The following is a 26059-nucleotide window of genomic DNA, read 5'->3' on the forward strand; positions in this document are numbered from 1 at the left end:
AGAAAGGGGTTTTTATCGGAACACGCTTACTTCAGCAGATAGCTGTAATTGGCGTAGACCGCACAGATGAGCTTCCGCAGGTCCTCGTACAGGCCGCAGGAGGCGTCCTCCACGTGGTACTCCTTGACCTGGCCGCCCAGGCGTACCCGGGTCAGATCGCCCTCCAGACGGAGGAAGCCCTCGTTCTCGCTGTTGTTGAAGTCCTCCTCGCTCCAGAAGAGGGTGAACTTATCCTTGTAGGGACGGGAGTCATAGGGGCAGAAGGTGGCGCAGTTCCCGCACTCGTTGCACATGCCGTCCACATGGATGATCTGGCGCATCCGCTTTCCGGGGACCCAGACGGCCACGTTGGCGCGGTTGGGGCAGACCTCGGTACAGGTCTCACAGACGGTGGCGCAGCCCAGGCAGCGGATCTCGTCGCAGCTCTTGCAGTCGTTGCAGAGGATGCCGCGCTTGGCCAGAGGAGCCTGGTAGTCGGCGTTGACGTTCTTCTCCACATACTTCTCGGTGTCGAAGGCCTGGATCGCCTTGGCGGCCTTGGTGGCGCCGGCAATGGCCTCCACCACGGTGCCGGGGCCCTTCTGACCGTCGCCGATCACAAAGACGTTCTTGACGCTGGACTCCAGAGTCTCCGCGTTGACCACAGCCTTGCCGCGGTTATCCACAGCCAGTCCGTTGGCGGTGTAGAGAGCGGTGTCCACCTTCTCGCCCACGGCAGTGATGACGGTGCAGGCGGGGACCTCCACCACGCGGCCGGTATCCACGGGGGTGCGGCGGCCGGTCGCATCGGGAGCGCCCAGCTCCATCTCGTGGCAGGTGAGGACGCCGTCCTTCACACCCACGGGAGCCAGCAGCTCACGGAACTCCACGCCGTCCTCCAGAGCCAGCTCCAGCTCCTCCTGATCGGCGGGCATATAGCGCTTGGTGCGGCGGTAGACCAGGGAGACCTTCTTAACGCCGGGGATGCGCTTGGCAGCCCGGGCGGCGTCCATGGCGGTGTTGCCGCCGCCGATGACCACTACGTTCTCGCCCAGCTGGAGGGACTCGGGGGCCTTCTTGGCCTTCTCCAGGAACTCGATGACGTTCATCTCCTCGCCGTACTCCAGACCGGCGCTGCCCTTGTTCCAGGCGCCGGTGGCGAAGATGACGTGGGTGTAGCCCTGATCAAAGAGCTCCTGCGCGCTCTTGACCTCGGTGTTGAGGACCACCTTGGCACCCATGGCCTCCATGAGCTTCACATCGTTGTCGATGGCGGAGGCGGGGATACGGAAGGCGGGGATCACATGGCGCACGATGCCGCCCAGGGAATCCTTGCGCTCAAAGATGGTAACGTCCACGCCGGCACGGCCCAGGAAGTAGGCGGCAGACATACCGGCCGGGCCGCCGCCGATGACGGCAACCTTCTTGCCGGAGACCGGCGCGCCCGCCTTCAGCTTGGGCAGCAGAGCGGAGAAGCCGCCCTCAGCCGCCTTGAGCTTCTGGGTACGGATGTACACGCTCTCCTCATAGGCGTTGCGCATGCACTTGTCCTGGCAGCGGTGCGAGCAGATGGTGCCGGTGATGAAGGGCAGAGCATTGCGGTGGGTGATGACCTCCAGGGCCTCCTCATACTTACCGGCGTTGACCAGCATCAGGTAAGCGGGAATATCCTGCTCGATGGGGCAGCCGTTGCGGCAGGGGGCGGTGAAGCAGTCGATGAGGGGGACCTTCTTGTCCAGCTTGCGGCTGGGCAGAGGCTTCATGGGCTTCTGGTAGTGGCAGTCGGCAAAGAGCTGAGCCAGCAGGGCGTCCAGCTTGGCCACATCCACGCCCTGGAAGGCGCCGTTTTCCTTGTCGTCAAACTGAGCAGCGATCTGGGCCAGACGGTTGTAGCCGCCCGACTTGAGCATGGTGGTAGCCATGGTGACGGGCCAGATGCCGCAGTCCACCAGGGCCTTAATGTTGTGATAATCCGCACCGCCGGAGTAGGAGATGCGCAGCTTGCCGTCGAACTCGTGGGAGAGCTTGCCAGCCAGAGACAGGGTCAGGGGGTACAGTGAGCGGCCGGACATGTACATCTCCTCGCTGGGCAGCTCGCCGGCGGCCACGTCCACGGGGAAGGTGTTGGTCAGCTTGACGCCGAACTCCAGGCCCTTCTCGGCGCACAGGGCCATCAGGCGGCGGAGCATGGGCACCGCGTCGCAGAACTGGAGATCCTCCAGGAAGTGATGGTCGTCAAACTGGATGTAGTCAAAGCCCAGGGAATCCAGGGTCTTGCGGGCAAACTCATAGCCCAACAGGGTGGGGTTGCACTTGATGAAGGTGTTGAAGCCCTTGTTCTGGATGAGATGGTTGGCGATACGCTCGATCTCATCCGGGGGGCAGCCGTGCAGGGTGGAGATGGTGACCGACTCACTGATCCGGGGGGTGATGGCCTTCACATAGGCCTCATCCACGTTCTGGAACCGGTCCAGATTGTTCAGGGCCCAGTCCATGCACTCCTTCCACACCTCGGTGTTGGAGGCATCCCGCATCTCATTGAGGTACTTGTCGATCTTCTCGGACTGGATACCGGCCAGATCGTAACCCACGCTCATGTTGAACACGAAGCCGTCAGGATCGCCCAGGCCGTACTCCTTGGCCAGCAGCTTGCAGGCGAACCAAGCCTTCACATACTCGGCAAAAGCCTGAGGCACATAGAGCTCGGTGGACCACTCACAGTTGTAGCACTCGTCCTCGGCGGTGATACAGGGCTTGGCCACACACTTGGACAGCTCGTCGCCGTCCATGATCTGGACGGTCTTGACCTCGAAGAAGCGGCTGCCGCCGGCATAGGCAGCGATCAGGTTCTGGGCCAGCTGGGTATGAGGACCGGCGGCCGGACCAAAGGGAGACTCAATCTTCTCCTGGAAGATGGGACGGGCCTGGCCGTCCTTGTGCTCGACGATCTTAGAGACGCCGAAGATAGTACCCTGGTCATGATGCTCGGTCAGGATCCAGTTCATCAGATGGGCAAAGGACATGGGACGCATAATATCGCTCATAAAGAAAACCTCCCGGCTTATTTCCGTATTTTCTCCAGACAAATAGGGACATCCCTCCGCGAGGCGGGGGCTTACCGCCCCGCGGAGGATAAAATCGGTTTACAGTGCTTAGTAGGTGCAGTGATTGAGGGTGCCCCAGAGCTTCTTGGACTGCTCCATGCACCAGGCGTTGATCTTGCTCCCACACGGCGGGCCGTGTGGGAACCCTGCTTTGATCTGCACGGGGCGAGTGAATCGCCCCGGCATCAAGGTTTTGCCTTTGGCAAAACGCTTGGTGAGGACAAGCTCAATGTGCGTTGCACTTAGTAGGTGCAGTGATTGAGAGTGCCCCAGAGCTTCTTGGACTGCTCCATGCACCAGGCATTGATCTTGTCCTCGTCGATGCCGACGAACTCGCGGTCCTTGTAGACCACCTTGCCGTTGATGATGGTGGTGCGGCAGTTCTTGCCCATCATGCCGAAGAGCATGTGGCCGTCGATGTTGGCGTCGGAGAAGGGGGTGAAGGGCTTGTAGTCCATGACGATCACGTCGGCCGCGGCACCCTCGGCCAGGATGCCCAGAGGCTTCTTGAAGTAGCGGGCGCCGATCTTGGCGTTGTTCTGGAAGAGCATGCCGGTGGCCTCACACCAGCCCACGTTGGGCTGGGCGGTGTTGTGGCGCTGCATGGGCAGCAGGACCTTCAGGCTCTCCAGCATGTCGTGGGTGTAGGCGTCAGTGCCCAGACCGATGAGGATGCCCTTCTGGTACATCTGGAGGACCGGCGCGCAGCCCACGGCGTTGCCCATGTTGGACTCGGGGTTGTTGACCGCCATGGTGTTGGTCTCCTTGATGATGTCCATCTCGGCGGGGGAGACGTGGATGCAGTGGCCCAGCATGGTCTTCTCACCCAGGATGCCGTTATAGAGCAGGCGGTTGACCGGGCGGCAGCCGTAGTTGCGCAGGGAGTCATACACGTCGTTCATGCCCTCGGCCACGTGGATATGGAAGCCGGTCATGCCGTCATTGGCCTTGACCATCTTCTCGAAGGTCTTGTCCGAGATGGTGAAGAGGGCGTGGCCGCCGAACATGGCCTTGATCATGTCGTCGTCCTGCTCCTTACACCACTTGGCGAAGTCGGCGTTCTCCTGGATGGCCTGGTCGCACTTCTCCATGCCGTCGCGCTCGCTGACCTCGTAACAGAGGTTGGCACGGATGCCCACTTCCTGGCACACGTCCTTGATGGCGAAGAGGGAGCCGGGGATCTCACAGAAGGAGGCGTGATGGTCAAAGATGGTGGTCACGCCGTCCCGGATGCAGTCCAGCACCGTGGCATAGGCGCAGGCGCGGGTGCCGTCCAGGGTCAGATTCCGGTCGATGTACCACCACTGGCCGTCCAGCACCTCAAAGAAATTGGTGGGGTTGAAGCCGTTGATGGACAGGCCGCGGGCCAGGCCGGAGTAGATGTGGGTGTGGGCGTTGATGAGGCCGGGCATGATCACGCCGCCCTTGGCGTCCACAAATTCAGCCTCGGGATACTTGGCCTTCAGGTCGGCAAAGGAGCCGATCTCCTTGATGACCTGGCCGTCGATCACGACAGCGCCATCCTCCACATAGGGGAGGGCTTCGTTGCGGGTGATGAGTTTACCGTTTCCCACTAGCAGCATATGGTTGTCCTCCTTATTTGTTCGGCGGGTCTGCACGAGATGCCCCTGTTCCCCTTTGCGCGGCGGAATAAAAAAGGACCCTCATGGAAATGAGCGTCCTGCCGGTTGCGGCCCATGACCAGCAATCGGATTCAGAAACACTCCTCCAGCCCGTGCGCGAAGCACTTCGTTGCAGCCACGACCAATATGATGACTTTTTAGTGGATTTGCACAGGCAAATCACTTTTTATACTCCAAGTCTAACACAGAGTGCACCGAAAATCAACCCTTTTTTAGAGTACCAGAAAATTTTTCAGGCATAACGATTTTTCTTGTAATTCTTCCATGATATGATACAATATTCTCAATGCATATGTGGCTTTTACGACCGATTCTGAGGCAGAGAAGGAGAGAATGGGGATAGAAGAGCCAAAAAAAGGTACATTTTCCGCAAAAAGGCGCTTGACTGCCGGCCTCTGGCGGAAGGAAGGAATGAATTATGCTCAACGCATCCATACTTCAGTTTTTGTTTCAGCTGGCCAAGGGAATTGCCCAGCAATTTGGCCCCAACTGTGAAGTGGTGGTCCACGATCTGATCTCCAATGATCCGGACAGCTCCATTGTGGCCATTGAAAACGGCCATGTGACCGGCCGGAAGGTGGGAGACGGCCCTTCCCATGTGGTGCTGGAGGCCCTGCGCAGCGAGCGGGCCAATCTGCAGGACCATCTGAGCTACCTGACCCGGACCAAGGATGGCAAGATCCTCAAGTCCAGCACCTTCTATATCCGGGATGACGATGGAAATGCCGTTGGCATTTTCGGCATCAACTACGACATTACCCTCATGCTGGCCATGGAGAACAGCCTCAAGCAGTTTACCTCCACCGAACAGGAGAACCAGGAGCCGGAGGAGATCTCCCGCAACGTCAGCGACCTGCTGGACGAGCTCATCGAGCAGAGCGTCCGGGTGGTGGGTAAGCCGGTGGCGCTGATGAACAAGGAGGACAAGGTCAAGGCTATCCAGTTCCTCAACAACTCGGGGGCCTTCCTCATCACCAAGAGCGGTGATAAGGTGTGCAAATTCTTTGGGATCTCCAAATATACGCTGTACAGCTACATCGACGAGGCCAAAGAGGCCGCCAACTGAGAGAAACAGAGACAAAAAGCCGGCAAAAGCCGGCTTTTTTGGCCCAATTATCACCTTGCCGTACCGGCCTGGACATGGTACACTAGACAGGTGATTTTTGCGGAAGGAGAGCAGTGCCATGCGAGAGACGGACGGCATTTTATTTGATCTGGACGGGACCCTCTGGGACGCCGTGGAGGGGATCTGCCAGGGCTGGAACGCCGGATTTCAGGAGTGCGGGCTGGAGCCTGTACTGACCGTGCCCCAGCTGCGCAGCTGCATGGGGCTGCTGATGGAGGACATCGCCGCCCGGATCCTGCCCCAGATTGAAGACGGGGCGCGGCGGATGGAGATCATGGAGGTGTGCTACCGCCACCAGCTCCGCTATCTGGGGGAGCACGGCGGGAAGCTCTACCCCGGTGTGGCGGAGACGCTGGAGGAGCTGTCCGGGCGCGTTCCCCTCTTCATCGTGAGCAATTGCCAGGATGGCTATATCCAGTGCTTCTTGAAAGTCCACGGGTTGGAGAAGTATATCCGGGATTTTGAGTGCCCGGGCCGGACCGGACAGGCCAAGGCCGCGAACATCGCCCTGGTGGCGAGGCGCAACGGACTCTCCGCACCGGTCTATGTGGGAGATACCCAGGGGGACTGCGACGCCGCCCACGGGGCGGGCGTGCCCTTTTTCCATGCGGCCTATGGGTTTGGCAGCGTCGACCGGGCCGAGGGGCGCATTCAGTCCATCTCGGAGCTGACCGGTCTGCTCACGCCCCCCTGAAGGAATGAGACCGCCCGGCGGGGTCCCTTGTGACGAGGGCGGCATATGTGATAAAATAAAACGCTATTTTTGAAATGAAGGACGGTTTTTGCCTTGTCAAAATATGAATCGGAAATCAAGCGCCGGCGCACCTTTGCCATCATCAGCCACCCCGACGCCGGTAAGACGACCCTGACCGAAAAGTTCCTCCTCTACGGAGGGGCCATTGCCCAGGCCGGCCAGGTCAAGGGCAAGAAGAACACCCGCGCCGCCACCTCCGACTGGATGGAGATCGAGAAGCAGCGCGGCATCTCGGTGACCTCTTCGGTCATGCAGTTCCAGTATGACGGATACTGCATCAACATTCTGGACACCCCCGGCCACCAGGACTTCTCGGAGGATACCTACCGCACCCTGATGGCGGCCGACTCCGCGGTCATGGTCATCGACGCGGCCAAGGGCGTGGAGGCCCAGACCCGCAAGCTCTTCAAGGTCTGCGCCATGCGGGACATTCCCATCTTCACCTTTATCAACAAGATGGACCGGGAGGCCCGGGACTCCTTCGAGCTGCTGGAAGAGCTGGAGAAGGAGCTGGGGATCGAGACCTACCCCGTCAACTGGCCCATTGGCTGCGGCAAAGATTTTAAGGGCGTCTATGACCGGGGCAGCCGGAAGATCATCCACTTTACCAGCAACGGCGGTTCCAAGGCGGCTACGGCCACCGAGGTGGAGCTGGGGGATCCCAACCTGGACGGCCTGATCGGCTCCACCCTCCACCAGCAGCTGGTGGACGAGATCGAGCTGCTAGACGGCGCCGCCGCCGAGTTTGACCTGGACCGGGTGCGCCACGGCAAGCTCTCCCCGGTGTTCTTCGGCTCGGCCCTGACCAACTTCGGCGTGGAACCCTTCCTGGAGCACTTCCTCCAGATGACCACCGCGCCCCTGCCCCGGAAGGCGGGGGAGGAGATCATCGACTCCATGGACGACAATTTCTCCGCCTTTGTCTTTAAGATCCAGGCCAACATGAACAAGGCCCACCGGGACCGGATCGCCTTCATGCGCCTGGTCTCCGGCCGCTTTGACGCGGACAAGGAGGTCTACCATGTCCAGGGCGGGAAGAAGATCCGCCTCTCTCGTCCGCAGCAGCTGATGGCCGCCGAGCGGGAGATCATTGAGGAGGCCTACGCCGGAGATATCATCGGCGTGTTCGATCCCGGCATCTTCTCCATCGGCGACACCCTGTGCACCGCCGCCAAGAAGTTTAAGTTCGATCCCATCCCCACCTTCGCGCCCGAGCACTTCAAGCGGGTGCGCAGCCTGGACACCATGAAGCGCAAGCAGTTCCTCAAGGGCATGGAGCAGATCGCCCAGGAGGGCGCCATCCAGATTTTCAAGACCCCCTACTCCGGTATGGAGGAGGTCATCGTGGGCGTGGTGGGTACCCTTCAGTTCGACGTGCTGGAGTACCGCCTGAAAAACGAGTATAACGTGGACCTCTATATGGAGGGCCTGCCCTACGAGTATCTGCGCTGGATCGTCCGGGAGGACGAGGACGCCGAGCCTCTCAAGGAGGAGGATCTGATTCTGGGTACCGATACCAAGCTGGTGGAGGACTACAAGGGCAATCAGCTCCTGCTCTTCGGATCCCAGTGGGCCATCCAGTGGACGGCCGACCGGAACAAGAACCTCACCCTGCGGGAGTTTGGCGGCAGTGCCGCCGATGCCTGATTCGGTTTGAAAAAGAGAACGCCCCGGTCTCCCTTGGGAGATCGGGGCGTTTTTGTATCATTGCGCGAGGGCGCCGCTCTGACAAAGGCGCTTTGTAAGCGGGGCCAGACGGCGGCAGAAGAAGCCGGAGATATGGCCCACGATGAGCGTTCCGATGATGGTGCCCTCCCGCAGTCCGGCCAGACGGCCCAGTCCTGCAAAGGAGGTCAGGATGGCCAAAACCAGGATGGTGTTGTCCACCACCAGCTCGGTGTGCCCGAAATCCCGGTGGAAGCGCTGACTCAGTGCCTTGACAAAGCCCTCGTAGGAGAGGATGAGTACATCGGCCACCACTTCCAGGGCCACACCAAAGCCAAGCAGAACACAGCCGATCAGCAAGAGGAGCAGCCGCACCGGATAGGGCAGAGCGTCCGGGATAAAGAAATGCAGCACCCACATCCAGAGGTCAATGCAGTAAGAAAAGACAAAATTGGCGGGCAGCTGAAGAAATTGGATCCGGCTGAATGCCCGGCCCAGCAGGGCGGCTTGCCCCAAAAAGAGCAGGATCTCAAAGATAAAATTGAAGGTACCAAAGGAGAGCGCCGGAAAAATCAGACTGCACACATAGGGCAGGCCGGATACCGCACTGGTGCCCAGCCCGGCACGGGTGATGAGAGAAATTCCAAGGGCAGCAAAGATAACACCGGAGGTAAAAATGCCGTAACGCCGCACAAGTTCCGAACGGGACATAGGACAAGCTCCTCTCCTATTAGTACCATTATGCTACTATTATTATTTCGTTTATTATAGCATAGCAGACCATAGAAGACAAGGGCCGAGCGGGTCAGGAACTCAGCGGCAGAGCGGCCAGTTCCGGCTGAACCGGGGACGACGTATCCAGAATATAGAGGTCGGAATCGGTGCGGGAAAGTCCGGGCAGCTCCACCTGGGCAAGGCCGTCGAACAGGGCGCAAGCGGTGCCCTGGGGAGCAAGGGTGATGGCCACGGGGGAGAAGTGGATTCCCTGGCTAAAGCAGAGCTCCCAGACCGGCAGGGTGACCACTGCGAAACGCCGCCGGTACTGCCAGCCCGGCTGATAGGCCAGCCGGATCTCCAGTGCCAGGAGGTCCTCGGAATGTACGCACAGGCCCAGGCGGCAGCGGTTTTCGGGCAGGTCGGTCTCTGCTGTGGAGAAGAGGAGGTTGCCGTGGCGGGTGTGTGCCGTCACATCCAGAATGGATACGTCCCAGACCTCGTCGGGCAGGATCCCCAGGCGCTGGAGACACAGGCCCTGTAAGGCGGCCAGGTCGGTAAATTCATAGATAAAACGCATCCACAGCACCTCCTGATTGCAAACTAGGAAAAGAGAAGACAATTACGTGCTATTTTGTAACTCTTGGTGCTATTGTAACACAGCACGGTTACAGGAATGGTTACATTTTTGATTGAGGTGGCACAAAAATAAAATATTTTGAAATGAGCAAAAAAAGAAAACATCCGCTCCGGAGTTACGGAGCGGATGTTTTTGTGTGATAGAAAGGAAATACAGGAGCCAATTAGCCGAAGCTGCGGTTCCACTTGTGGCCCTCGCGGCGGTTGGTGATGTGGCCGCGCTCGCACAGGTCCTCGGCGCACTTCTGCACCTTGCGGTAGATCTCCTTCTCGTCCTTGACGGTGGTGATGACGCCGTTCTCCATGACCACCTTGCCGTCTACCATGGCGCCCACGATGTTCTTCATGGAGGCGGAGTAGACCAGAGTGGACACGGGGTTGTGCATGGGGATGGCCTTGGGGCACTCCAGCGGATCGAAGATGACGAGGTCCGCCTTCTTGCCGGCCTCCAGGGAACCGATCTCGTCCTCCATGCCCAGAGCGCGGGCGCCGTCGATGGTGGCCATCTCCAGCACCTTCTCGGCGGTCATGGCCAGGGGATCCCGGGTGGCGACCTTGTGCTGGAGGGCGGTGAACTTCATGAGCTCCACCATGTCCTGGGCGTTGTTGGAGGCAGCGCCGTCCACGCCCAGGGAGACCGTGATGCCGTTGCGGAGCATCTTGGGCACATCGGCCACGCCGGAGGAGAGGTACTGGTTGGAGCAGACGTTGTGGGACACCTTCATGTCGTACTTCTTGGCCATGGCGATGTCCTTGTCGGTGAGGTAGCAGCAGTGGACCATCAGCACGTTGGGGCCCACGATGCCCAGGTCCTCCAGGACCTCGGCGTCAGGCAGACCATGCAGCTCCTGAGCAGCGTCGCGGTCGAAGGGAGTCTCGGAGATGTGAACGGTAAAGCCGGACTTGTACTCGTTGGTCACGCGCCAGAGCATCTGCAGCAGGTCCTTGGAGTTGGACCAGATGGCAGCGGGAGCCACCCAGATCTTGATGCGGCCGTCCTCGCTGTTGTGATAGGTCTCAAAGAGGCGGCGCAGGTCCTTCTCAATGGTGTCCACATCCTGCATGATGCCGGGATGAACGCCGAACTGCTTGCCGGTGTTCATGCAGCCACGGCCCAGGATGCCGCGGATGCCCAGCTCCTTCATGGCGTCGATGACGCCGTCGGAGAGTTCTCCGGTGGGATGGGGATACATATAATCCAGCATGGTGGTGATACCGCTGTGCAGACCCTCCATGCAGCCCAGCATGGCGGCCAGGTAGCAGTCATTGCGGGTCAGGTTGGTGGCAGCGGGGAAGGTCATGGTCTCCAGCCAGTCCTTGAGCACCATGTCATCGCCCAGGCCCTTGAGCAGGGTCTGGAAGAGGTGGTTATGGGTGTTGACAAAGCCGGGGAAGACGATCTTGCCGTCCAGGTCGGTGACCTTGGCGGCGTCGGTGTACTTGGCTTCCAGAGCGTCGCTGGGGCCGACCTCCACGATGCGGTTGCCCTGGATGGCCACAGCACCGTGGAAAAAGACCTCACGGTCGGGATTGACGGTGACAATGATTCCGTTTTTCAGCAGATGGTCGATCATAGTAGTTGCGCTCCTTTCCAAATCAGTCGGCGGAAGCTTCCGCGTCCAGATCTTCCTGCGTCTTGGGCAGGACGATATTCAGCACGATGGCAGTCAGGGCCACCAGAATGATGCTGGACTCACCGAAGAACATCTGCACATAGCCGCCCACCAGATCCAGGGTGTCCTTGGCAAAGGAGATGCCCAGGCCCAGGGTGATGGAGATACCGCAGATGAGCATGGAACGGCTGGTAAAGCGGCTCTTGGCCACCAGGCTCATGCCGCTCATGGCGATCATGGAGAAGACCACGATGGTAGCGCCGCCCACCACGCAGTTGGGGATGGTGGAGAGCAGGCCGGCCAGCTTGGGGCAGAAGGCGGCCACAATGAGGGTCAGGGCGCCGGTGCCCATGACCCAGCGGGAGCAGACCTTGGTCATGGCCACGATGCCGGAGCACTGGCTGTAAGAGCCGGTGGCAAAGCAGTTGAAGACAGAGGCGAACATGCAGGCGAAGGCATTGCCCAGGATACCGCCGGAGAGCTCCTCGTCCTTGGGCTGACGGCCCAGGCCGCCGGTGGCGGACACGGTCATATCGCCCACCATCTCCACGGCGTTGATGAAGTAGAGCAGAATAAAGACCAGGATGAACTCGGGCTTGAAGACCAGAGCGGGGCCGCCGTCGCCGAAGGCCAGGGGACGGGGAATGTCAAACCACTTGGCGGAGGCGATGTTGCTGAAGTCCACATAGCCGGTCACCGCGGCCACCACATAGCCAACCACGATGCCGATGAGCACGGCCGCGGCACTGACCATGCCCTTGCCGAAGGCGGAGCAGGCCACGATCACCACGATGACCAGGCCGCCGATCAGCCAGTTATGAAGCTGTCCCATGGTGGGATCTCCCTGACCGCCGGCCAGGTTGTAGGCGGCGATGGAGAAGCAGGAGATACCGATGGAGACGATTATAGTACCCGTCACGATGGGCGGGAAGAATTTACGAATGTAAGGCAGCACAAATGCTACAAAGACCGAGGACAGGGCCGCCACCAGCTGGGCACCGAACAAAACGGGGAGTCCCAGCTCTTCGTTGGTCGCCACGGCCAAACAGATGGGCAGGAAGGTATAGGTGAGGCCCAGCATAATGGGAAGGCCGGAACCGATGCGGATCTTGCCCAGATGGATGGGGAAAGCCTGGATCAGCGTAGCCACGCCTGCGCCCAGAACAGAGCACTGAATGAGCAGGGTGGAATAGTAGCTGTCCATATTGGCGGCGCTGGCCACCAGGATCATGGGAACGATGTTGCCCACGAACATAGCCAGCAGCTGCTGGAAGCCAAGGGGAAAGGCCTGAAGGAACGGCGGTCTGCCGTCCAACTCATAGATGGCATTGCTTTTTGCGCTTTTGAACTGTTTCAACGTTGTATGTCCCTCCACAGGATGTCCACGGGAAGGGGCGTTCCCTTCCATTTCATCTCATCTCGTTGCGGACGAAGCGGCACTGTCGGGGGAACTCGGTGGGTGCCGCCTGCCTGTCGGCTGGTCATAAAAAGTACCGCCGTCCCCCAGGGGACGCCGGCGGAGCCGTTTCGGTATACAGGCTTGAGGGTGGAATAAGACGAGAAAAGAATTCCGGCCCTCCCGCGCATTCACTGCAAGCGCGGCCGAATTGTGTTCACCTCCTTATCTAGAAAGATTATATAACACTTTATAAGAGTAGTCCATACCTTTTTGTAAAAACCGACTGTCAAAAAAGGGTGAAAATAATTTTTCTTTGGAGCCCACTATGCAAAATGATATACAGGATATGTGGATTGGAAGAAAAAGGCTATCCTTGTGAGAGTAAGTTTTCCACATTATCCACATAGTTATCCACAAGGTAGTGGACAAGTTATGTGGATGCATTATTCAAAAAATTGTTTACATAACGCAAAATATAACGAAAAAAGACGGCAGAATATCCAAAGGAAAAGGGGCGGGACTTGTCCCCCTCCGGGGAACCGTGCTAGAATAAACAGCGACAAGGCACCGCCCGCTGTGCAGGCGGTGTATTCTGCATGAAAACCGGCGCACCATGGAGCGCCGGCCGATGAGGTGAGACCATGAGGGATACCATTGCCGCCATTGCTACAGGGCCGGTCCGCTCGGCGGTGGGAATCATACGCCTGTCCGGGCCGGAGGCCATTGCGGCGGCCGCCGCCGTCTTTCGGGCGACAAGCGGCCGGAGCCTGACCGAGTATGAAAATCGCCGCCTGGTACTGGGCGCTCTGCTGGACCGGGCGGGAAACCCGGTGGACCAGGTGCTGGCCACGGTGTCCCGGGCGCCGGAGAGCTATACGGGGGAGGATACGGCGGAATTGCAGTGCCATGGATCCCCGGCAGTGCTGACGCTGGGGCTGGAGGCCCTGTTTGCCCAGGGCGTGCGCCAGGCAAGGCCGGGCGAATTTACCCGCCGGGCCTTCCTGAATGGAAAGCTGGACCTGACCCAGGCCGAGGCCGTGGCCGACCTGATCGACGCGGAGACCCAGGCGGCGGCCCGGGTCGCGGGGGGACAGCTCTCAGGTGCCCTCAGCCGCCGGATTGGGGCGGTCTATGACGCGCTGGTGGACGTGAGCGCCCATTTCCACGCGGTGCTGGACTACCCGGATGAGGACATCGACGCCTTTGGGGCGGAGACCCTGGACCGGGCGCTGGAAGGGGCGGAGCGGGATCTCTCCGCCCTGCTGGATACCTACCGCCGGGGCAAGCTGCTGGTAGGGGGGATCCCCTGTGCCATCGTGGGGCAGCCCAATGCGGGAAAGTCCTCTCTGCTCAACGCCCTGCTGGGCTATGAACGGGCCATCGTCACCGATATCCCGGGCACCACCCGGGATACGGTCGAGGAAAAGTGCACGCTGGGCGGGCGGCTGCTGCGTCTCATCGACACTGCAGGCATCCGGGAGACCGGAGACGCGGTGGAGCGCATCGGCGTGGAGCGCAGCCGCCGGGCACTGGCCGGTGCGGAACTGGCCCTGGTGCTGGTGGATCTGACCCGGCCCCTGGATGAGGTGGACAAGGACCTCTTCCGAGAGGCGGTGGAGCGGGCCGGACAGGTGATCCTGGTGGGCACCAAGGCCGATCTGCCCCAGGCCCATCCCCTTTCGCTGCCCTGGAGTGCGGAGAAGCCGGTACCGGTGGTCTCTCTGAGCAGCCGTACGGGAGAGGGTCTTCCGGCCCTGGAAGAGGCCATCGCCGCCTGCTTCCCCTCGGAGGGAGGGGAAGAGCGAGGCGAGATGCTCACTAACGCCCGGCAGGCGGGCGCCGCCGGGCGGGCCCTGAAGCAGGTCCGCGCTGCCCGGGAGAGCCTTGCCTTAGGTATGACGCCCGACGCGGTGCTGGTGGATGTGGAAGGGGCCATGGAGGCTCTGGGAGAACTCACCGGACGGACGCTCCGGGAGGATGTGACGGCACGGATCTTTGAGCGGTTCTGTGTGGGAAAATAAGAGTATGACAGGAGGATGGAGGATGCAGAAGAAGCGAGCAGCCGCGGCCCTGTTGGCGGCCGCCATGATCCTGGGGGTCCCGACACAGGCCGGGAGCCGGGGCGCCTTTTCGGATGTCCCGGAGAAGCACTGGGCCTTTGCGGCCATTGAGCAGGCCTATGCGGATGGAGTGATGACGGGGACCTACTATGACGCCGTGACCGGAGTCCGGCAGTTTTCCCCCGAGGGCTCCCTCAGCATGGTGGAGTGGCTGAGCATGCTGACCCGTGCCTGCTGGCCGGAGGAGGCGGCGTCCGCCCCGGACTCCGGAAGCTGGTATGCCGGTGCGGTGGCGGTGGCAGAGCACCACGGCCTGCTGGATGGGGTGGAGGATGTGCCCCTGGAAGGGGCCCTGACCCGAAATGCCATGGCGGTGGTCATCCGGCATGTGCTGGAGGAGCAGGGCGTGGCCATGCCGGATGAGGAGGCCCTGCGGGATACCCAGGCCAAGATCGGGGACTGGGCCCAGATCCCCGCGCAATATCAGGAGTCCGTGGCGGCGGTCATGGCTCTGGGCATCCTCTCTGGTACGGACAGCAACGGCACCTTTGCCGGTGGTGCGACCTTTACCCGGGCCCAGGCCGCTGCGGTATATGGCCGTCTGGAGGGTGTGCTTACCGCGGGAGCGGGGCTCCCCTCCCAGGAGACCACGCCCGAGGCAGAGGACCCGGTGGCGGCGGTGGTGCGTCTGGTCAATGAGGCCCGGGCCCAGGAGGGCCTGCCCCCGCTGGAGGTCCTCTCCGAACTGGAGACAGCGGCTGACATTCGGGCCCAGGAGCTGGGAACACTCTTTGAGCACACCCGGCCCGATGGGCGCAGCTGCTTTACGGTCCTGGAGGAGTGCGGCGTGTCCTCTTACCGCGCCGCCGGAGAGAACATCGCCATGGGGACCGATGACCCGGAGCGGGTTATGGAGCTGTGGATGAACTCGCCGGGCCACCGGGCCAACATCCTCAAGAGCTCGTTTACCCACATCGGCGTGGGTTATCATGAGGGCGGATGGGTCCAGCTCTTCCTGGGGCAGTGACGCATCCCAATCTGCCCAAACAGACCCAATCCATCGGATATGCAAAGAGAGCGCCTGTCCCAGAAGGGACAGGCGCTCTTTCTCTGGAGATTTACAGGGTGGACAGACGCTGGGCCAGAGCCGTAAGCTGTGCCTGGATCTCCGGGCGCTGGGGAAGTGGGCGGCGGTCGGCGTCATCCATGCAGATGATGTCCTCACAACTGGCGTGCAGATCGGAGAGGACGCCCCGCAGCATGAGCTCGGCGGGAAGGAACTGCCCCTCAAAGGGAGGTGCGCCCCCCACCAGCAGTAGCGCGCCCCGCTTGGTGGAGATCTGATCTTCGTCCCCCCGGACAGTGGCGGCCCAGTAGGGCTGGAGCCGGTCGATGATGGCCTTCAGGGGAGCGGGCACCGAGTGGAAGTAGAGGGGCGAGGCGATGATCAGATTGTCACACCCCTCGATGGCCGGATAGAGATCCTGCATCTCATCTTTTACGGCACAGCCCGGGTGGGAGAGACAGTAGCGGCAGTCCCGGCAGGGGGAGACCGGGGTGTCATAGGCCCGGACCACGGTGACCTCACCGGGCAGGCGCAGACGGAGGAATTCCACCAGTTCGGCCGTGCGGCCCCGGCGGCGGGTGGAGCCCTCCAGAATCATCGTTTTCACGGCTTTAACCCTCCCTTTTCCCGGAGCAGAGCGGCCTCCTCCTGGAGACGGAAGACCGAGCGGGCCTCCTCGATGCGGGTGAGGCGGCCGTCCTCCAGCACCACCTCGCCCTCCACCAGTGTGGTGCGGACGCCAGCCGGGCTGGCGTTATAGATAATAGAGGTGACCGGATCAAAGCTGGGGACGGTGGTGCAGTTCATGGGATCGTAGAGGAAGAGATCGGCCCGCTTTCCCACCTCCAGGGAGCCCAGGTCCTTTTCGCGGTGGATGCTCCGGGCGCCGTCGATGGTGGCCATCTCCAGAAGGCGCATGGCGGGGAGGACCGTGGGGTCCCGGTAGAAGGCCTTCTGCCACAGGGCGGAGATCTTCAGCACCTCCAGCATGTTCTGACTGTCGTTGGAGGCCGCTCCGTCCGTGGCCAGGCCCACGGGGATGCCATGCTCCAGCAGCTGGCACACCGGCAGGGTCTGGTACCCCATGAGCATGTTGGAGATGGCATTGTAGGAGACGCTCACCCCGTGCCGGGCCAGGGTCTCCACCTCGTGGGGCTGAATCAGGGCGCAGTGGACGGCTAGGAGCTTGGTGTCCAGAACGCCGGTCTTTTCGTAAAATTCAATGGTGGATACTCCGTGGCGCTCCAGACAGAAGGCGTTGTCCTCCTCGGTCTCCAGCGTGTGGATGGTCAGGAGGGTGTCCAGCTCCCGGGCCAGATCGGCGCAGCGGCGGAAGCCGTCCTCGGACAGGCTCCAGACAATGCCGGGGGCGATGGCGACATCGATGCGGGGGTCGGAGCGGTACTGGCTGTGGAGACGGCGCACGTCGTCAAAGAAGTCCTCCATGGTCTCCACATGGGGCGGCTTGCAGGGGGCGGGGTAGTCCTCCGTGTTGGCATGTCCCCGGGCCAGCACGCCCCGGATGCCGATGTCCTGAAAGGCCTTGATGACCGCATCGCTCAGGCCGGGCCGTCCGTGGGCATACTGGTAGTCCACACAGGTGGTCACACCGCTGTGGAGCTGCTCCGCACAGCCCACCAGAGCGGCCCAGTAGATGTTTTCCGGAGTAATGTTGCGGTAATGGGCGATAATGCACTCATCCAGCCAGCGGATGAGCCCCAGATCCTTGCCGAGATTTTTCAGCAGCATCTGGAAGAGGTGGTTGTGGGTGTTGATAAAGCCGGGGTATGCAATGGTGCCGGAGGCGTCCAGAACGTGGGGGGCGCTGTACTGCTCCAGCAGCGCTTGGGTGGGAAGGATGGCGGCGATCCGGCCATCCCGGATGGCGATGCCGTGGTCGGAAAGAATGCGGCGCTGGGGATCCATGGTGACCAGGGTTGCGTGAACGATCAGACGGTCTGCCTGCATAAGTATCCCTCCTGAACCAGATATGGATGGTTCTATTATGCTCCGATTTTTATAAATGTCAACAAAATTTTATAATCATAAAAAAGCTTTGACGGGCGAGGGATGCGACTGCTATAATAGACAAAAACGGCCGACAGGAGGAACGGGAATGGAAGTGGGAGAAAAGCTCAAGCGCCTGCGGAAAGAGCGGGGGCTCACGCTTCAGGCACTGGCCGACAAAAGCGGGCTCTCGGTGAGCTACCTGAGCAATGTGGAGCGGGAGGCCACCAGTCCCACGCTCCAGCATCTGGGACAGATCTGCCAGGCGCTGGACATCCTGATCGCGGATTTTTTGACAGAGCCCGCCCAGGAGCACCGCCTCTATGCCCGGCGGGAGGAGTTTGAGCCGGTGTTCCGGCTCCACTCCCGGGTGCAGTATGAACTGGCCCTGTGCGGCAATCCGCCCTACAAATGCGTCTGCATCACCATGCAGGGGGGCGGGGAGGAAAAGGAGTACAGTATGGGCCTGCCGGAGGGCAATTTCCTCCTGGTCACCCAGGGGAGCATGCGTCTGGAGATGGAGGGCATGTCCTGTACTCTGCACCCCATGGACGTGGCGCTGGTGCCCGCCCACACCCCCCATACCTACGCCAATGCCGGGGAGGAGCCCTGCATTTCCTACTGGTTTTCCCTGGCGCCGGCAGAGCCATCCCGATTTTAAGCAAACAGAGCGGCCCCGGTACCTCTCCTGCGGGAGATGGTACCGGGGCCGCTGTCTTTCTAGGTGAGGATTAAGCCGCCCGGCCCAGAGTGGCGCTTTGGGCGGGGGAGAGCAGGGTGACGGGGGCCTCTTCCACGACCGGGGGCGTCAGACGGAGGAGCTCTGCCACGGCACAGAGCTTGTCCATGGCGCCCACCACCACGGATTCCAGGCAGTGATGGGGGCGGGTGATGGCGAGAGGGAACATATGGGTGGCGATGATGTCGGCCTCTGTGGGGTTGAGCGGAAAGCGCGCCTGGGCATTCTCCAGCGCCACCAGCGGGTGGTCAAAGGCGTGGTTCACATGGGGATGGGTGGACTTGTCCTGCCAGTTGTAGAGGTAGAGGTCGTGGAGCAGTCCGCCCCGGGCGGCCGAGCGCATATCCAGTCCTAGGGCACGGCAGAGGCGGAAGCTGAGATAGGATACCAGCAGGCTGTGGTGAAAACAGCTGAATCCCTTGGCATGCTGGGGAAGCTGGCGCATGGCGCACACATCCGGATGGGCCAGAAGATCCTCCACAAAGGGAAGATATTCGTCTCTGTATTTGAAATTCCACATAGGGCGGACTCCTTTCTCTGGTTGTAGCTCTAGGATACCAGAGGAAGGTAAAGAACATGAGACGAACTCTTTAAGATTTTCAAAAGAGCGGGTAAAACTTTTGGAAAGAGGGAAAGAAACGGCGCCTGCGCACGATAAAAAAGACGCCCGCAGACATGCGGGCGTCTTTGGTGACGCAATAAAGGGGAGCGTGGAGCGGAAATCAACCCTCCACCAGAGAATAGATCAGATCGGTGCAGCGATCCACACCCAGCACACTGCTGTCCAGGCAGAGGTGGTAGTTGGCGGCCTGCCCCCAGTTGCGGTCGGTATAGTACTTATAGTAGGCGATGCGGCGCTTATCCTTGTCCAGGATGCGCTTTTCCGGCGTGTCCGCCTTTTCGCCGTAGAGCCGGACGATGCGGTCCTTTTTGAACTCCATATTGGCGTGGATAAAGACGTTGAGACAATCGGTGCGCTCCTTGAGGAAATAGTCGGCGCAGCGGCCCACGATGACGCAGGGACCCTGCTCGGCCAGATCCTGAATGATCTTGCGCTGGGTGATATAGATCTGATCGGAGAGGGCGTTGTTGGCCCAGTTGTTCAGGGTAAACAGGAAGCTGCTGGTGGCGCTGGCCTCCTCGCTGAAGCTCTGGATAAAGCTCTGGGACATACCGCTCTCCTTGGCAATCTGGGTGACCAGCTCCTCATCGTAGCAGGTCACGCCCATGCGCTGGGCCACCTGCTTGCCGATGGTGCGTCCTCCGCTGCCAAATTCCCGGTTAATGGTGACGATACGAAAGCCCATTACACTCCGTTCCTCCCTTGGATGGTTTCACAGCCCGGAAGAACGGGCCATGGTAAAGGTCTGTGCCCGGTTCCGCCAAGGCAGGGCGGAATGGGCTTACTTCCCTATTTTACCATGTGGCGTCAAGGGGCGCAAGACCCGCCCTCAGCCCCGGAGGAAGGCGTCGGCGGCCTGGATGGCCTGGGAGAGGGGGTCCCCCTCCGTGTCCAGCCAGAGGACGTCCCGGTCCTTTTTGAACCATACCATCTGACGCTTGGCAAAGCGCTTGATGGCCCGGCCCAGCTCGTCAAAGAGCTCGTCCTGGGAGGAGAGCTTGCCGGTGAGATACCAGAGGATGTAGCGGTATTCCAGCCCCAATCCCTCCAGGAAGGCGTCGGTGGCCCCCTCCGCCCGCAGGCGTGCCACCTCCTCGATCATGCCGTCGTCCAGCCGCTTCTGGAGCCGCTCGTCGATGCGTCGGCAGAGGACATCCCGGGGATAGGTCATGCCCAGCTGGAGGACCTCATACCGGGGCACACGGGGGGATTCGGTGAGGGAATCTCCCGAGAGAAGTTTTTCCATGGTGCGTACCAGGCGGTGACGGTTCTTCTCCTCGCCGCCCGAGAGGGTGCGCCCGGTCTGGGCGCGGAACATGGCGTAGAGCTCCTCGGCGCTTTTGCGCTCCAGCTGCGCCCGGAGGACGGGGTCGGGCTGGCTCTCCTGAAAGGTGTACCCCTCGGCCACCGCCCGGACATAGAGCCCGGTGCCCCCCACCAGGAGGGGGACCTTCCCCCGGGCCAGGATATCGTCGATGGCGGCGTAGGCGTCCCGCTGGAACTCGGCCACCGAATAGCTCTGGTTGGGGGAGACCACATCCAGCAGGTGGTGGGGTACCCCGTCCATCTCCTCCTCTGTGACCTTACCGGTGCCCAGGTCCAGGCCCCGGTAGACCTGACGGGAGTCGGCGGAGACGATCTCGCCTCCCACATGCTTGGCCAGCTCCACACCCAGGCCGCTTTTACCGCAGGCGGTGGTACCCAGTATCACGATCAGTTTTGGCAGCGCCATGTTCGCACATCCTTCTGTCAGCCCGCGCTCGGCCGGGCGTGGTGTTTCGGCTATTCTACCACAAAAGCAGGGCAGGGGCAACTTGAGGACGGCTACGCCACCGGCAGTACGCAGTCCCCGATGGCAATGGAGGCAATCTCGCCGGGGTCCCAGAAAGTAAAGGAGGGATCCGAGCAAAGAGGCCTGGAGAGGGAGAGGACACAGCAGCTCTCTCCGGCAAATTCGCTCACATAGCCGCCGGTACACTCCAGGGAAAGAACGGTGCCGTCTGTTTTGGTGAGAGAGCAGGAGATCTGCGTATCCTGATAGAGGCATTCATAGGGGGTGAGATCATTCCCCGCACCGATCAGGGAGATCCCCAGGGGGGTGACCTGCAAGGTGTGGATGGGCAAGGATTGGCCGGCCAGCTCCAGTCCGTCCAGCGGAACGGAGATGCTTGTGACGGTATCTACCTGGAAGGGGATGGAGAAGGAGGAGTCAGGCACCAGCGGAGTACAGGCATAGACGACCTCCAGCTCCAGCCAGGGGAGGTCCTCCGGGGTAAGAGGGCAGTCCTGGAAGCTGTACACATAGGAGCCTTCCCCGTTTTCCAGCTCATAGCGGCTCATGGAGCCGTGATAGTACCGCGCACCGGTGCGGGTATCGACGATGGCGTTGGGGTAGACCTTATCACAGAGGATGTCGTTCTGTATGCCCATGTCCGGGGCACTGATCCCGATGGAAAGGCCCTTCTCCTCCAGCATGACCGCGCCATGAAGAACGGCGCCGGAGAAACCATCGACAGCCGGGACCGGGAGAGCGGCATTCTGGCGGGAGAGCGCGGCGGAGATCCCGGAAAAATCAGAGGGGGAATAGGTGTCCCAGTGCTCCGCGGAGAGCTCCGCCAGAGACAAAACCGCTGTTTTGTTGTATGGGGTCTTTCCCAGGGCAAAGAGGTCCAGGGTCAGGGTTTCGCCTGCCAGGGAGGCGGCCCGGTCGGCAGTGGAGGCCTGAAGGACATAGTAGAGGGCCTTTTGATCGGTGCTCTGCTGCGGGGGAGAAACCGTGTGCAGGGACAGGGATGTGCCGTCGGACAGAGAGAGGGACGGGGCGCGGCGCAGGGAGGAGAGGTTGAGGCCCACCGCCGGGTCGATCACCCCGCCATCCGCCCGGGTGAGGGAGAGGAGGAGCAGGACGCCGGTATCCTCGGCCACCGCATCCTCCAGTGTGAGGGTGTATTCCCCTTTGGTCTGGGAGAGCCCCAGCTCGGTCACCGCGCTGGAAGGAATGGGCGAGGAGAAGAAATACCGCCAGGCGTCCGTGAGACCGACGGCCGCCGCGGCAGCGCCCAAAACGGCCAGCAGACAGGCGCAGACCAGGGCCATGCGGACATAGGGGCGCCGGTGCGTCCTGCGCGCGGCGAGGCGGGCATGGATGCCCGCTTCCAGCGGGGCGGGGGGCGTTTGGATGGAGGAGAGGGCCTGGAAGATCCGCTCTTCTTCCGGTGTGCGTTTCATAGAGATTCCTCCTGTTCGGTCAGAGCCCGGGCCAGTTTATGCCGGGCGCGCTCATAGCGTTTCCGCAGGGTGGCCGCGCTGTGTCCTAACATTTGGGAGAGTTCCTCATAGCTGCGCTCCTCCATGACGCGGCCAAAGACCAGCGCCCGCTCCTGCGGGGAGAGAGTCAGGAGCGCCGCACGGAGCTGGGGACCGATGTAGTCCGGATTAGACACAGGGGCGGCCGGGGGAGAAAAGAGCTGCCGCTTCCGGCGGCGCAGGAGATCTATGCAGGTGGTATAGGCCAGCCGGTAGAGCCAGGCGGAGAGGTTGGAGCCGCGCCGGAACCGGGCGCGGCGGGTATAAGCTTTACAAAACGTAATCTGGACTGCATCCTGCGCCTCATGGTAATCACACAGAATGTGGTGACAGTAGCGCAGCAGAGGAGGGCCATACCGAGAAACGGCCGCTGAGAGGATCTCGTCATCTGCCTCGGGGAAGCGCTCCTCCAGTGCCTGTGTGTCCATCCTACCACTTCCTTTCTGCTGGATCGGAAAACCGGTTTTCACCCATATAACGCACGGTAAAGCGGTTTTGTGACAGGCGTACAGAACGGCGGCGCCCTTTTTGAGGGCGCCGCCGCTCAGCCGTACTATTCGGATTCTGCCTGTGCAAAAACGCTGGTGAGGAGGGTGTCTTTCTGCTCCACCCGTGTGCAGCGTTTGACGCCGTCGGAGCCGGTGGTCTCCTCATAGGTCACAAGGGGGATGTTCAAGGCGTTGTAGACCATCTGGGCGGCCATGTCCCGGGTCAGGGGCGTGGAGCTGTCAAAGGAGCCCATGTCCGCATAGAGCCCGGCCTGATCGGCCAGAATATCTACCGTGATGCGCCATGTGGCACCGCTGATCCCCTCGTAGTCTGCCCGATAGCCCAGGGCGGAGAGGAGCATCCGAGCCCCCTCCGCAATGGTGACCGGGTTGCCGGGGGCAAAGACCGTCTCGCTCCGGCCGGAGATAATCCCGAGGGAGGCACAGTAGGTAATACAGTCCTGGGCCCAGTGGCCCTCGGTGTCCGGGAAGGGCGCGGCGGTATTCTCCAGGGTGGGAATCTTCCCGCCGTTGAGCATGAGGGTGACCAGCCGGGCGAAGGAGGCCCGGTCGATGTTCTGCGCGGGGGCAAAGGAGCCATCCGGCAGACCGGCAAAGAGCCCCAGGTCGGCCACGGCGGTGACGGCATCCGGATGGACGATCTGGTCCTGGTCGGAGAAAGCCGCCGCGGCGGCCCCGGGACAGAGCAGGCCCAGGGTCAGGGCCGACGCAAGGCCCAGAGAGAGGAGCGGGTGCAGACGTTTCATGTGAGATTCCTCCTTTTTCCGCTGTTTGTGTAGAGTCGAGAACGGCGGCCCCCGTCAGACGCGCCTGTTCGGCGGGGGCGGAAAGCCAAGGTTCTTTTTCTATAACGTACGGAAGGCCCATTTTGAGACAGAAAAAGTAAAAAAACGGGCGCGCAGCCGCGCGCCCGTTTTTGACCGATGGGGAAAAGCTTACTTGGTGGTGACCGTCAGCACGCCGTCGGCCTCAACCGCAGAGACGCCCAGAAGAGCGTTCAGTCCATCCGCGGAGACATAGTAGTTGCCGCCGATGAGCAGAGTGGAGGTCTCCACATCGACGCCATCCACCTGAATGGTGATGTTGGCGTAATCAATGGCGGAGCCTTCCGGACGGGGGGCGAGAGACGCAGCGGTGTACTCGCTGCCCTTGGTGATGGCCACCTGGCCATTCCACTCTACATTGAACATGGCAGGGGTGCCGTTGAAGGCGACTGCCAGATCGCGCAGACGGTAGAAGACCGTATCACCCAGACCGCTGCTGACTGCGCTGTCGACCTGGAAAGCGTTGCCGTCCACAATGACATTGCGGGACTGAGCCTCCGCAATCAGGGCGTCATAGTCGGCCAGATTGTAGCTCTTGTTGTAGGGAGTGTCCAGCTTGCCCTCGTTGATGAGGTTGATGATCTCCTGGCGGCGAGGATCGTCCTTGCTCAGATCCACACCGGTGATCTTCCAGTTGTTGTCCACGGTGGGCTGGAGGGGATCATGCTCGGCCAGATAGGCCACCAGCATGTCGCGCACGGAGTTGGGGGACTCCCACTCCTTCTCGCCGGAGATAATGCCCTCATTCTTGAGGCCGGTATAGCGGTAGTCGTTGACGCAGAGGGTGAGCACTTGGTCGTCGGCCAGAGGCTTGCCCTGGAAGGTCACGTTCTCGATGCGCTCTCCAGCGGGCTTGGAGAGGTTCACCTCATAGTTCAGGCCGATGAAGTGGTCGTGGAGGTAGCCGGGCTTGTCGGGATTGAAGGAGATGTTGATGTCGCCCTCCTGCCACTGGTTCCAGCATGCGGCCGCCCACTCCATGTAGGCCTTCATCTCGGCGCCGGTGACCTTGACGGTGTAGAGCACGTTGGGGAACTTATAGATGTCGAACATGTTGCCGTAGTTGAGATCGCCCTTCTTCAGATCGCTGGTGTCCTTGAAGAGGGCCACGGCGGTCACATCGGCGCCGGAGTTCTCCAGCTGCACGGTGCCGATGAGGTCGATGACGGCGGTGTCCTGGAGACGGCCCTCGGGCAGGCCCTTGATCTCGTTGGCGGGCTGGAAGTCCGCGGCGGCATGGCCCAGAACGTTATCCTGGATAAAGGAGACGGTCTTTTCCTGGGCAGCCTTGATGGCGGGCACATCCCGCAGACCCTGGTCGGGCTCCACGCCTTCCATGGAGACGGTCTCCACGGTAGCGGTGGTGATCTCCTTGTCGGCGTTCAGGGTCAGGTCATAGCGGACCACCTCGCCGGCGTTGCTCTTGACCTCGCCTACGGGGATCTTCTCATTGTTGATATAGGTGGTGTGGGTGTGGCCCAGCTGGAGCACGTCCACCTCGGGGCACTTGTCCAGGATGGTCTGAGCGGCATCGGAGCCGTCGGTGGAGTACTCGGCCTCCAGACCGGCGTGAGTGGAGACCATGATGACGTCGGCCTTGTCGCCGATCTCCTGGATGCACTCGGCCACCGCGTCGGCCATGGGCTCAAAGGTCAGGTCGGACACGCCCTGCTTGGTGCCGTCCCAGCGGGGAATGTTGGGGGTAGTGACGCCGATGATGGCCACCTTCACACCGCCCCGCTCCACAATGGTGTAGCCGGCGCCGGTGAGATAGCTGCCGTCCGCGTTCTTGATGTTGGCCGAGAGCACGGGAACATCTGTCTGCTCCAGGATGGACTTGAGCTTGTCCACACCGAAGTTGAACTCGTGGTTGCCCAGGGTCCAGGCGTCATACTTCATGTAGTTGAGGGCCGCGGGCACGGGATGGCCGGCGGTGTCCTTGGAGTAGAGGTCGTCGGTCATGATGGTGCCCTGGATGGTGTCGCCGGCGTCCACCAAGATGGTGTTGGGATTCTCGGCACGCACCTGATTGACATAGGTGGAGACACGGGCCAGGCCGTCCTTGGAGCTCTCCTTCATGTCCTCATAGGAATAGCCCCAGATGTTGCCATGGGTGTCGGATGTACCGATGATGGTGAGGTGAGTCTCCCCCTCCGCGGCCAGAGCGGCCGGGACGAGACCGGCCAGCATGGCCACAGCCATGGCAGAGGCCAGAGCCCTGCGCAGATACTGTTTCTTCATACAAGATCCTCCTTTTTACAAGTTGTCCAAAAGGAATGAGACGCCCGCT

Annotated in this window: 22 protein-coding genes; 7 read left to right on the forward strand and 15 right to left on the reverse strand. The window is 61.2% G+C overall.

All coding sequences use genetic code 11. From position 1 onward, the window contains the following. Window positions 1-26 precede the first annotated feature (26 nt). Complete coding sequence (ygfK, locus tag GPK94_RS00150; protein ID WP_215653784.1) at window positions 27-3023, reverse strand: putative selenate reductase subunit YgfK; 2997 nt, start codon at window positions 3021-3023, stop codon at window positions 27-29. A gap of 302 nt (window positions 3024-3325) precedes the next feature. Beyond that, window positions 3326-4666: a putative aminohydrolase SsnA gene (gene ssnA, locus GPK94_RS00155; protein WP_101690958.1), complete on the reverse strand. Its 1341-nt coding sequence runs from the start codon at window positions 4664-4666 to the stop codon at window positions 3326-3328. Window positions 4667-4749: 83 nt separating this feature from the next. Between ssnA and GPK94_RS00160 the strand changes: the two genes are divergently transcribed. The 4 genes from GPK94_RS00160 (at window position 4750) to GPK94_RS00175 (ending at window position 8253) form a co-directional block, all read left to right on the forward strand. Then, window positions 4750-4968 (forward strand): hypothetical protein, encoded by a 219-nt coding sequence (locus GPK94_RS00160; RefSeq protein ID WP_186964032.1) that lies wholly within the window; start codon window positions 4750-4752, stop codon window positions 4966-4968. A 176-nt stretch (window positions 4969-5144) separates the two neighbouring features. Beyond that, complete coding sequence (locus tag GPK94_RS00165) at window positions 5145-5792, forward strand: helix-turn-helix transcriptional regulator (protein WP_193538884.1); 648 nt, start codon at window positions 5145-5147, stop codon at window positions 5790-5792. 118 nt (window positions 5793-5910) lie between these two features. Next, on the forward strand, window positions 5911-6546 hold the full coding sequence (locus GPK94_RS00170) for an HAD family hydrolase (RefSeq protein ID WP_195279681.1): 636 nt from the start codon (window positions 5911-5913) through the stop codon (window positions 6544-6546). 93 nt (window positions 6547-6639) lie between these two features. Next, the gene (locus GPK94_RS00175; RefSeq protein WP_186964031.1) at window positions 6640-8253 is read left to right on the forward strand and encodes a peptide chain release factor 3; all 1614 of its coding nucleotides are present in this window, start codon (window positions 6640-6642) and stop codon (window positions 8251-8253) included. A gap of 57 nt (window positions 8254-8310) precedes the next feature. On the opposite strand, the gene GPK94_RS00180 is transcribed toward GPK94_RS00175, so the two are convergent. From GPK94_RS00180 to GPK94_RS00195, 4 genes are all read right to left on the reverse strand, one after another. Beyond that, entirely contained in the window at window positions 8311-8982 is a 672-nt protein-coding gene (locus GPK94_RS00180) for a DUF6198 family protein (protein WP_215653786.1), read from the reverse strand. A gap of 94 nt (window positions 8983-9076) precedes the next feature. Further along, entirely contained in the window at window positions 9077-9565 is a 489-nt protein-coding gene (locus GPK94_RS00185; RefSeq protein WP_215653788.1) for a hypothetical protein, read from the reverse strand. Between the two features lie 223 nt (window positions 9566-9788). Then, a complete protein-coding gene (locus tag GPK94_RS00190; protein ID WP_101690964.1) occupies window positions 9789-11198 on the reverse strand; it encodes an amidohydrolase in 1410 nt (469 codons plus the stop codon). A 22-nt stretch (window positions 11199-11220) separates the two neighbouring features. After that, window positions 11221-12594, reverse strand: a complete 1374-nt coding sequence (locus GPK94_RS00195; RefSeq protein WP_235964352.1) for a solute carrier family 23 protein — start codon at window positions 12592-12594, stop codon at window positions 11221-11223. Between the two features lie 683 nt (window positions 12595-13277). On the opposite strand from GPK94_RS00195, the gene mnmE reads away from it, so the two are divergent. Together mnmE and GPK94_RS00205 are read left to right on the forward strand one after the other, a co-directional pair. Further along, complete coding sequence (mnmE, locus tag GPK94_RS00200) at window positions 13278-14657, forward strand: tRNA uridine-5-carboxymethylaminomethyl(34) synthesis GTPase MnmE (protein ID WP_215653790.1); 1380 nt, start codon at window positions 13278-13280, stop codon at window positions 14655-14657. 22 nt (window positions 14658-14679) lie between these two features. Continuing rightward, on the forward strand, window positions 14680-15723 hold the full coding sequence (locus GPK94_RS00205; RefSeq protein WP_215653793.1) for a CAP domain-containing protein: 1044 nt from the start codon (window positions 14680-14682) through the stop codon (window positions 15721-15723). A gap of 91 nt (window positions 15724-15814) precedes the next feature. On the opposite strand, the gene GPK94_RS00210 is transcribed toward GPK94_RS00205, so the two are convergent. Both GPK94_RS00210 and GPK94_RS00215 read right to left on the reverse strand, forming a co-directional pair. Then, complete coding sequence (locus GPK94_RS00210) at window positions 15815-16360, reverse strand: NAD(P)H-dependent oxidoreductase (RefSeq protein ID WP_252192462.1); 546 nt, start codon at window positions 16358-16360, stop codon at window positions 15815-15817. A 5-nt stretch (window positions 16361-16365) separates the two neighbouring features. Next, window positions 16366-17730: an amidohydrolase gene (locus GPK94_RS00215; protein WP_215653797.1), complete on the reverse strand. Its 1365-nt coding sequence runs from the start codon at window positions 17728-17730 to the stop codon at window positions 16366-16368. A gap of 148 nt (window positions 17731-17878) precedes the next feature. Between GPK94_RS00215 and GPK94_RS00220 the strand changes: the two genes are divergently transcribed. After that, on the forward strand, window positions 17879-18430 hold the full coding sequence (locus tag GPK94_RS00220) for a helix-turn-helix domain-containing protein (RefSeq protein ID WP_186964024.1): 552 nt from the start codon (window positions 17879-17881) through the stop codon (window positions 18428-18430). A gap of 70 nt (window positions 18431-18500) precedes the next feature. Here GPK94_RS00220 and GPK94_RS00225 read toward each other — a convergent pair whose 3' ends face one another. From GPK94_RS00225 to GPK94_RS00255, 7 genes are all read right to left on the reverse strand, one after another. Further along, a complete protein-coding gene (locus GPK94_RS00225; protein WP_186964023.1) occupies window positions 18501-19028 on the reverse strand; it encodes an HDIG domain-containing metalloprotein in 528 nt (175 codons plus the stop codon). Window positions 19029-19230: 202 nt separating this feature from the next. Beyond that, complete coding sequence (locus GPK94_RS00230; protein WP_101690973.1) at window positions 19231-19815, reverse strand: cytidylate kinase-like family protein; 585 nt, start codon at window positions 19813-19815, stop codon at window positions 19231-19233. Window positions 19816-19959: 144 nt separating this feature from the next. After that, the gene (gene miaA / locus GPK94_RS00235) at window positions 19960-20862 is read right to left on the reverse strand and encodes a tRNA (adenosine(37)-N6)-dimethylallyltransferase MiaA (RefSeq protein WP_215653800.1); all 903 of its coding nucleotides are present in this window, start codon (window positions 20860-20862) and stop codon (window positions 19960-19962) included. 92 nt (window positions 20863-20954) lie between these two features. After that, entirely contained in the window at window positions 20955-22358 is a 1404-nt protein-coding gene (locus GPK94_RS00240) for a hypothetical protein (RefSeq protein ID WP_215653802.1), read from the reverse strand. Then, complete coding sequence (locus tag GPK94_RS00245) at window positions 22355-22864, reverse strand: RNA polymerase sigma factor (protein ID WP_215653804.1); 510 nt, start codon at window positions 22862-22864, stop codon at window positions 22355-22357. Before GPK94_RS00245 ends, GPK94_RS00240 begins: the two co-directional genes overlap by 4 nt. 125 nt (window positions 22865-22989) lie before the next feature. Further along, entirely contained in the window at window positions 22990-23691 is a 702-nt protein-coding gene (locus tag GPK94_RS00250) for an S-layer homology domain-containing protein (RefSeq protein ID WP_215653806.1), read from the reverse strand. Window positions 23692-23880: 189 nt separating this feature from the next. Then, window positions 23881-26010: a 5'-nucleotidase C-terminal domain-containing protein gene (locus tag GPK94_RS00255; protein ID WP_215653808.1), complete on the reverse strand. Its 2130-nt coding sequence runs from the start codon at window positions 26008-26010 to the stop codon at window positions 23881-23883. Window positions 26011-26059: the final 49 nt, after the last annotated feature.

The sequence above is a fragment of the Pseudoflavonifractor sp. MCC625 genome, from assembly GCF_018784545.1.
GTDB lineage: Bacteria > Bacillota > Clostridia > Oscillospirales > Oscillospiraceae > Pseudoflavonifractor_A > Pseudoflavonifractor_A gallinarum.